This window comes from Streptomyces sp. NPDC048411 (assembly GCF_040704695.1).
GTDB lineage: Bacteria > Actinomycetota > Actinomycetes > Streptomycetales > Streptomycetaceae > Streptomyces.
Genome location: NZ_JBEZKL010000094.1, coordinates 21737 through 29707, shown reverse-complemented (window position 1 = coordinate 29707; position 7971 = coordinate 21737). Strand labels below are relative to the sequence as shown.

Annotated in this window: 5 protein-coding genes and 2 pseudogenes; 2 read left to right on the top strand and 5 right to left on the bottom strand. The window is 69.8% G+C overall.

Annotated elements, in window-relative coordinates; translation table 11 throughout:
* Positions 1-585: 585 nt before the first annotated feature.
* Positions 586-3423, bottom strand: a complete 2838-nt coding sequence (locus AB0915_RS27280; protein WP_366693582.1) for a glycoside hydrolase N-terminal domain-containing protein — start codon at positions 3421-3423, stop codon at positions 586-588.
* A 357-nt stretch (positions 3424-3780) separates the two neighbouring features.
* Here AB0915_RS27280 and AB0915_RS27275 point away from each other — a divergent pair.
* A pseudogene (locus AB0915_RS27275) lies at positions 3781-4239 on the top strand (LUD domain-containing protein); the annotation flags it as partial.
* Positions 4240-4312: 73 nt separating this feature from the next.
* Positions 4313-5032, top strand: a complete 720-nt coding sequence (locus AB0915_RS27270) for a GntR family transcriptional regulator (RefSeq protein WP_366693581.1) — start codon at positions 4313-4315, stop codon at positions 5030-5032.
* A gap of 47 nt (positions 5033-5079) precedes the next feature.
* Here the strand turns inward: AB0915_RS27270 and AB0915_RS27265 are convergent, their stop codons facing one another.
* The 4 genes and pseudogenes from AB0915_RS27265 to AB0915_RS27250 all read right to left on the bottom strand — a co-directional run.
* Entirely contained in the window at positions 5080-5940 is an 861-nt protein-coding gene (locus AB0915_RS27265) for an amidohydrolase family protein (protein ID WP_366693580.1), read from the bottom strand.
* Positions 5937-6977, bottom strand: a complete 1041-nt coding sequence (locus AB0915_RS27260; RefSeq protein ID WP_366693585.1) for an aldo/keto reductase — start codon at positions 6975-6977, stop codon at positions 5937-5939. The genes AB0915_RS27265 and AB0915_RS27260 overlap by 4 nt, the downstream gene beginning before the upstream one ends.
* Positions 6978-7012: 35 nt before the next feature.
* Positions 7013-7768, bottom strand: coding sequence for an SDR family oxidoreductase (locus AB0915_RS27255; RefSeq protein WP_366693579.1), 756 nt, complete (start codon positions 7766-7768; stop codon positions 7013-7015).
* Positions 7769-7830: 62 nt separating this feature from the next.
* Positions 7831-7965 (bottom strand): annotated as a pseudogene (locus AB0915_RS27250) (2-hydroxyhepta-2,4-diene-1,7-dioate isomerase); the annotation flags it as partial.
* Positions 7966-7971 lie beyond the last annotated feature (6 nt).

The window sequence follows — 7971 nt, the reverse complement described above, 5'->3', positions numbered from 1 at the left end:
GTCCGCGAGGTCCTTCTCGACGCCCGGGTGTGCCAGCTGGTTGTTGGCCGCGCCGCACACCACCTTGCTGAGACGGTGGCCGCTTCCGTCCCCGGACCAGCCCCGACGGGCACGCCCAGGATCGGCCGAGGCCCGGAAGGCGGTACCGCCCCCGCGATCACGGCCTCCGCGCCGGCGGGGGAGGCAGACGGAGTGCCCGGAGTACGTCCAGAGAGGGGAGGCGCGCGCAGTGCATTCCGCGGCCGCCCGGTTCATCGAGACCCCCACGGCACTGTCGGCACACACACTTGCCGAAGCAGGGAATCAGGACCGTGACTGGTTCGGGGGAGCGCGCAATCGATCGATCCGATGGCCACACGGAGGATTCACTTGATTCCGCCGCGTGTTCGAGCCGGATAGGGCGCGTGGCGGGTCGAACCCGTACACCACGATCCTGCCGGCTCCTACCGGTCCTGGCTCGACTCCGCTACCTGCGATCACCTGTGAGTCTCGGCATTCGACGGCGAAAGGCCTTGCCCGCCCAGGTCACCTCGCCGTCGTCACCGTCCGCCCGGCAAGGCGTGTCGACGGCGCAGGGACACGTCGTCACACACCGGCGCGCCGCCACTGCTGTCCGGTGTCGTTGCTCGGTGTCTGCTGCTCGATACCTGACCCGGCGGCGGCCCCCAGCACCTTGCCGCTGCGGGCGCAGGTGATCGTGACGTACCCGTCACCGACGTCGGCGATCTTCCACTGCTGGTTTTCGGCGTGCGTCGGAACCCACTGGACGAGCTGGGCTCCATCGTCCGACGTGCCGCCGCTGACGTCCCACGCGAGCGGGGTGCTGCCATGCGTCGTGTACACCTCGTGGAGGCCACCGCCCACGGGAACGAAACGGAACTGCTGGTTGGCGGCGGAGCTGGGGGTGTACTGGATCAGTCCGATGCCCTGCGAAGCGGAGGCACCCGGGACGTCAATCGCCATCCCGGTCCTGCGGTTGACCACCTGGAAGACGGTGTGCTGCACGGGCGGTGTGACGGTCACCGACCCCGAGGAGGGCACGGTGACCTTCTCGCTCCACTCGCCGAAGGCCACGGTCGTGGAGCGCCCGGCGGCGCCGTGCAGCGTCGCACTCGTGACCTGTCCGGCGGTCCAGGCCAGGTCCACCGTGAAGCCGCCTCGCACGCCGACCCCCGTGACCGACCCCGACGCCGCCCACGCCTTCGGCAGCGCGGGCAGGAGCTCGACACGGTCCGGGCGGGACTGGACGAGCATCTCGACCATAGCGACAGGTACGCCGAAGTTGCCGTCGTTCTGGAAGACCCAGTAATTGCCGAGGCCGTACATGTTGAACATGTTGATGGCGCTTCCGTGATGGAAGTTCACTCCGGGTCTCAGGACTTCCAGCAGCAGCTGATAGGCCTGCTCCGGGTGCTTCAGCCTCGCCCAGCACATCGCACGCCAGGCGCTGGCCCAGCCGAAGCTGTTCATGCCCCGAGCCTCCAGCAGCCTGGTGGTTCCGGATATCAACCACGTGGGGGAGTCCTGGAGATTGATCCGGTCGCCCGGGAAGAGCCCTACGTGGGCGGAGAGGTGGCGGTGCCTGGTCTCGCCGAGATTGTCGTCACTCATCCATTCCTCCAGCCAGCCACTCGTGGCGCTGACCTCAGGCAGGTAGAGCCTGTTCTGCAGCCTGGCGACAGTGGCGGCGAACGAGCGGTCCTTGCCCAGCTCCGCCGCGGCCGCCCGGTAGTTCTCGAAGAGCTGCCACACCAGTTCCTGCGAGTACGTGATGCCGCGGGCGTCATCCGGTCCGTGCTCGGGGGACCAGTCGTGGTCGTCGACCAGGACCTCGCGTGTGCCGCCGGTCGACGGGTCAGGAACGTTCGCGGTCACCAGCCGCGCCTCCCAGAACTTGCAGGCCCCCTTGAGCAGGGGATAGATCTTCTTCAGGTGCGCACTGTCCCGGGTGTACTGGAAGTGCTCGTAGAGCGAGTTGCACATCCAGGCGTTGCCGGCAGGGTGCCACCACCAGCCGTTGCCGCCCCAAATGTTGGTGGAGATGGCCAGCGTCCAGCCGGCGACCTTGCCGGAGGTGTTGCGGAACCGGTTGCGGGAGTCCTGGAACAGGGATTTGGTGGCGGACTTCCAGCCGGGCAGCTGGGCCACGCAGTAGTCCGTGAAGGCGTCGAAACACTCGGAGAGACCGACACGGTCGGGCAGCCAGTAGTTCATCTGGACATTGATGTCGGTGTGGTAGTCGCTCATCCAGTCCGGGGTGTTGGTGTCGATCCACGGGCCCTGCAGGTTGATGGGCAGGCTGCTGCGCGACCCGCAGATCGTCAGGTACCGGGCGAAGTGCAGGTAGGAGGCCTCCAGCTCCGGATCGGGTGCCGCATGGGCCGCCCGGGCCGTGAGCCGTGCCTGCGTGTCCATCGCCCGCTGCTCGTCTGTCGAGGTGCCGAGGTCCAGCGTCATCGTCCGCTGGAGGCGCTGGTAGTCGGCGACGTGGGTGGCGAGCAGCGTCGTACCGGCAGCGCCTGCGGCCTGCGCGACCTTGTCCCGCGCGACGGTCAGCGGGACCAGGGAGGTGTCCTTGTAGACGACCGAGGCATCGGGCTTGTAGTTGGTACCGCCAGAGATGACCAGCACGACCTCGGTGCACGTAGTGAAAGTCACCTTCGTACCGGAGGCCGAGACACTACCGCCCTGCCCAACCGCCTTCACCAGGGCGGCGTACTTCAGAGAATTGGGCAGCGTTGCCGCGAACGACACCTCGGCGGCGTCCGGGTCAGCCGTCACGGACTCGCTCCGGGTGCCCGCCAGTGTCATCGAGCCCGTGTAGCTGCCGCCGCCGCTCTGCGACAGACGGACGATCACGACGTCGTCAGGGTGACTGGAGAACACCTCACGCCGATAGGTGACCGAGCCGACCTTGTAAGTGGCGGTCACCAGTCCGTTACTCAGGTCGAGAGTGCGCCGATAGTCCGTGACGGCCGTGGTGGTGTGGGCGGGAACTTCCAGGAACGCCTTGGCCAGCATGCCGAAGGTGCCGAAGTCGGATGTGCCGTACGGGAACTGGCCGTCGGAGTCCAGCCTCGTGTTGGCGTGCCCGGTCCACAGCGTCACGTCCGCCAGCACCACGGCGTCGCGAGCCGGGTCACCGGTCACCAGGGCCCCGAGCCGGCCGTTGCCGACAGGCAGCCCCTCAGAGGTGATCGCGCTCTCCCGTCCCGGCGTGCGGTACCAGAGCGTCACCGCCTGGTCCTCCGGGACCAGGGACAGCGAGCCGGGCCGAGTGACCGCGGTGGCGGCCGGGACGAACTGGGGGAGGGACGACAGCGCCAGGAGGGCGCCTACGGTTGCCCCGGCCCGCAGCACTCCGCGGCGTGACATTCCGGCCTGCTCTTCGGCGGGGTAGTGGGAACGGGATCGATCAGACATGGGCTGCTGCTCCTTGCGAGGGGCGGTACTCCGTGACAGAGCAGAAGTGCATCGAGGTGGCTGAGTACTGTCAAGAGAACCGACGAGATTTCCTATAGGAAAGTGACGGGCGGAGTCTCTGGGTTTGGGGGACGCCACGCGACGCGGTCGGGGGCCGAGCGGCCCTGTCGTGGCGTAATCACAGCTCAGGAGGGGCGAGTTTCGAGTCCGGGCGTAATGCTTGCGCCCGCGCGCAACCCGGCAGCTTTCCTATTTGATCGGGTAGCGCGCAACCGGCTGTGGTCGGACCATAGCTAGGATGTCTGGGCGATATGACACCGAGGCAGGAGGCGACCGTGGAGGCCCAGTGTCCGCACCTGCACCGCCGCCGGGACGGCCGGGACGGTCGCGGAGGTCCTGGCCGCTCTCGGCGCCCGCCGGATCGGCGTGCCCGCCGGTCTCGACCGGGCCTGGATGGCGGACTGGAAGGGCATCGTCGAGGAGGACCGCTTTGAGGTGCCGCCGTCCGCGCTGGGCGAATTCGACGCGGTCGTGACCGCCTCGGCGGCCGGGTGTGCCGAGACCGGGACCATCTTCCTGGACGGCTCCGCCGACCAGGGCCGCCGGGCGCTCTCCCTGGTTCCTGACGTGCACGTGTGCGTGGTGGACCTCTCCGCGGTCGCCGTCGGGGTGCCGGAGGCGCTGGCCCGACTTGTTCCCGACCGGCCGACGACCCTGATCAGCGGTCCGTCGGCCACCGCGGACATCGAGCTGGAACGCGTCGAGGGAGTGCACGGCCCGCGCACGCTGGTGGTGGTGATCCGCACAGATGTATGAGGGAGCCACGCAGGGGGCGGCCGGACATCGCTAAGCTGCTGGTGACCATGGCACTCAGCACAGGGAGGCTCGGATGCCGGAACACGACCCGCGCGTCCCCGCCGGCGCGGCCAGGGGACGTGTGCCGTCCACCCCGCCGGTCCGCAAGGTGCTGTCCGACAGTGTCTACGAGGACATCAAGGCCAGGGTCATGGATCACGAGATCGCCCCGGGCGCGCGCGTCGGCATCGAGGCCCTGGCCCGTGACCTCAATGTCTCACCGACTCCGGTACGCGAGGCCCTGGCCCGCCTCGAGTCCGACGGTCTCGTCGTCAAACGCTCCCTGTCCGGGTACCGCGCGACCGAGTTGCTCACCCGTCAAGGCGTCGAGGAGCTGTTCGAGATGCGGCTGCTCTTGGAACCGCGCGCTGCGGCCCTCGCTGCCCGCAACGCCGACGAAAGTCAACTCGACGCCATAGAGGCGACGCTGGAGACCATGCAGGCCCACCCCCCCGGCCCCACTGGGCCGTACGTCTCCTACCGTGACTTCGCCTCGCTGGACCAGCGTTTCCACGACACCGTCGTGGAAGCCGCCCACCGGCCACTGCTCACGGACGCGGTGGAACGGCTCCACGCGCACCTGCACATCTTCCGCCTCAGCGGCTTGCAGGACGCGGGCGATCTCACTATTGACGAGCACGAGCGAGTGGTACGGGCGATACTGCGCCGTCGGGCCGAACGTGCCGAGGAGACGATGGCCGAGCATCTCACCCGCAGCCTGGAGCGCCAACTGAGCCTGTTCGACGAGCAGTGACCGCTGGGCGACCGTGGGCCTGAGACGCCGGCGGGACGGAGCGGGGATCAGTCGGCGTGCGTGCCGGTCATCCGGTAGACGCGCCGAGCGGTGCCGGCCCATACTTCGGCCTGCTCGGCCTGGGTCAGCTCCGCCGTGAGTTCCCCGGCGGAGCGCACGACCTCGCCATAGCCCGCGGCGAGCGTGCACACCGGCCAGTCCGAGCCGAACATCAGCCGCCGGGGGCCGAAGGCGTCGATCACGGTGTCGGCGTACGGTCTCAGGTCGTCGACCGTCCACGACTCCCAGTCGGCCTCGGTCACCATCCCGGAGAGTTTGCACACCGTGTTCGGCAGGGCGGCCAGTGCTCGCAGGTGCTCCGCCCACGGCTCGCGTTGCGCGGACGCGATCGGTGGCTTGCCGAGATGGTCCAGGACGAAGGTGAGCCCGGGCACGGCATCAGCTGCCCGCGTCGCCGCGGGCAGCTGATGCGGCAGCACGACCAGGTCGTAGACGAGCCCTGCCGCGGCGACCGCGCGCAAGCCGCGCAGTACGTCCGGCCGGGTCAGCCAGTCGGGGTCGGTTTCCCCCTGGACCTGGTGGCGGATGCCACGCAGGAAGCCGCCACCAGGCAGGGACCGCAGTGCGTCCAGCGCGTCGGCGACGTTTGGCGCCGTCAGGTCGGTCCACCCCACGACCGCTCCGATCACGTCGCTCTCCGCGGCCAGGGCCAGCAACTCCGGAGTCTCCTCGGCCACGTTGACCGTCTCAACCAGCACCGTGGCCGCCACGTCGGCCGCACGGGTCTCGGCCTTCAGGTCGGCCAGGACGAAGGAGCGCCGCAACGGGGCGAGCCGGGGGCCGTCGATCCACTCCTGATCGCGTACGGTCAGGTCCCACAGGTGGTGGTGGGCGTCGACGATCGTCATGAAAGGATCCCCTCCGTCCTTGCGTCCGGCACCGGCACTCCATTGGGCAGCAGCCCCCGCTCCCGCAGAGCCTCCCATACTGCGCCGGGAACCGGACGACGGTACTGCGCCGCTGCGTCCCGGACCTGGTCGGCCGACCTCGCCCCGACCAGGACCGACGCGACCGCCGGATGCCCGAAGGGGAAGCGGAGCGCGGCGGCCCGCAGCCGCACCCCGTGCGCTTCGGTGACCTCGTTCATCCGCAGGGCCCGGCCCACGAGTTCCTCGGGCGCCGTCTTGTAGTCGTACATGGCCCCGGGCGTGGGGTCGGCCAGCAGCCCGGAGTTGAACACCCCGCCGACGATCACGCTCTTGCCGCCCGCAGCCGCGGCGGGCAGCAGCGCGTCCAGAGCGCCCTGCTCCAGAAGGGTGTAGCGCCCGGCGCAGAGTACCGCGTCGACGTCGGTGTCGGTCAGGAACCGGGCCAGCATTCGGCTCTGGTTCATTCCCGCGCCGATCGCCCGGACGACGCCCTGCGACCGCAGCTCCTCCAGCGCAGGATATGCCTCCCGGAACGCCTGTTCCTCGTGGTCGTCGGGATCGTGGAGCAGGACCAGGTCGACGCGGTCGAGTCCGAGGCGGGTGAGGCTGTCCTCCAGTGAGCGGCGCACTCCGTCGGCGCTGAAGTCCCACCTCCGCGTGTGGGTGGCCGGTACGGCGAAGCCGTTGGCCCGGTCGTCACCCCCGCCCTCTCGCGGCACGAGCACCCGGCCCACCTTGGTGGACAGGGTGAAGCCGTCCCGGGGCTTCGCCCGCAGGACCGCGCCGAGTCTGCGTTCCGACAGGCCCACACCGTAGTGCGGGGCGGTGTCGAAGTAGCGGATGCCTGCGCTCCAGGCGGCCTCCACCGCTGCTGTCGCCTCGTCCTCGCCCACGTCACCGTTGAGCCCGGCGACCGCGGCGGCGCCGAAGCCGAGGGCGGTGACGGGGACACTGCTGCGACCGAGGGTCCGGACCGGCGCCGTGGCCGGCCCGGCCTCGTTCTCGTCCGCTGCCATCATCGCCCCTACGGTCTCGTCTCCATCAGCTGCCATCACTGCCCCTCCGGGCGCAGCCGCAGCCCCTGCATTCCGCAGTCCACCGCGAGGGCCGTTCCCGTGACAGAGGCGGCGGCCGGACTCGCCAGATAGACGATGGCGGCAGCCACTTCGTCCGCGGTGACCAGGCGGCCCATGGGCTGGCGGGCGTTGAGCGCTGCCCGCTCGGCTTCCGGGTTGTTCGCCCGGTCGAGGAGACGGCCCACCCACGGGGTGTCCGCCGTACCCGGGTTCACACAGTTGACGCGGATGCCCTCGCGCACGTGGTCCGCCGCCATGGCCAGGGTGAGGGCCTGGACCGCGCCCTTGCTGGCGCTGTACAGGGCACGCTGCGGAAGTCCCGCGGTCGCGGCGATCGAGCAGGTGTTGACGACGGCCGCGTGTGCCGAGGCGCGCAGCCGGGGCAGGGCCGTCCGGGTGGTGCGGACGACGCCGAGGACGTTCACGCCCAGAACGCGGTGCCACTCGGCGTCATCGTTGTCCTCGACGGTGCCCGCGGCGCCGATGCCGGCGTTGTTGACCAGGATGTCGATGCCGCCGAGGTCCTCGGCGGCGGCGGTGACCGCGGACCGCACGGAGGCATCGTCCGACATATCGGCGACGTACCCGCGAAGGGGTTTGTCGACGGACGAGGGGTCGAGGTCGAGTACGGCGACGTCCGCGCCACGGGCAGCCAGCAGCTCCGCGGTGGCCCGGCCGATGCCGGAGGCGCCACCGGTCACCAAGGACTTGAGACCGTCCAGTTCGCCCATCAGTGGATGCCCTTCTCGTGTGCGGTGCGGTCGGCGGCCCGGAAGGCGCCGTCGGGACAGACCCGGTCGACGCCGTCCGCGGCCAGGAAGGGCCCTTCGATGTCGCGGGTCAGTCCGGTGAGGTCGTAGGTGTGTCCGTCGTCGGCCAGGACGGCCGGGCGTTCGGAACCTGGGGCGCCGAGGCGCAGCAGTTTCACGTGTTT

Excerpts from the sequence above, each read along its gene's own strand:
- AB0915_RS27260 (WP_366693585.1), bottom strand. The coding sequence starts at position 6,977 with ATGGCAGCGGACGAGAACGAGGCCGGGCCGGCCACGGCGCCGGTCCGG.
- AB0915_RS27280 (WP_366693582.1), bottom strand. The coding sequence starts at position 3,423 with ATGTCTGATCGATCCCGTTCCCACTACCCCGCCGAAGAGCAGGCCGGA.
- AB0915_RS27255 (WP_366693579.1), bottom strand. The coding sequence starts at position 7,768 with ATGGGCGAACTGGACGGTCTCAAGTCCTTGGTGACCGGTGGCGCCTCC.
- AB0915_RS27265 (WP_366693580.1), bottom strand. The coding sequence starts at position 5,940 with ATGACGATCGTCGACGCCCACCACCACCTGTGGGACCTGACCGTACGC.
- AB0915_RS27270 (WP_366693581.1), top strand. The coding sequence starts at position 4,313 with ATGCCGGAACACGACCCGCGCGTCCCCGCCGGCGCGGCCAGGGGACGT.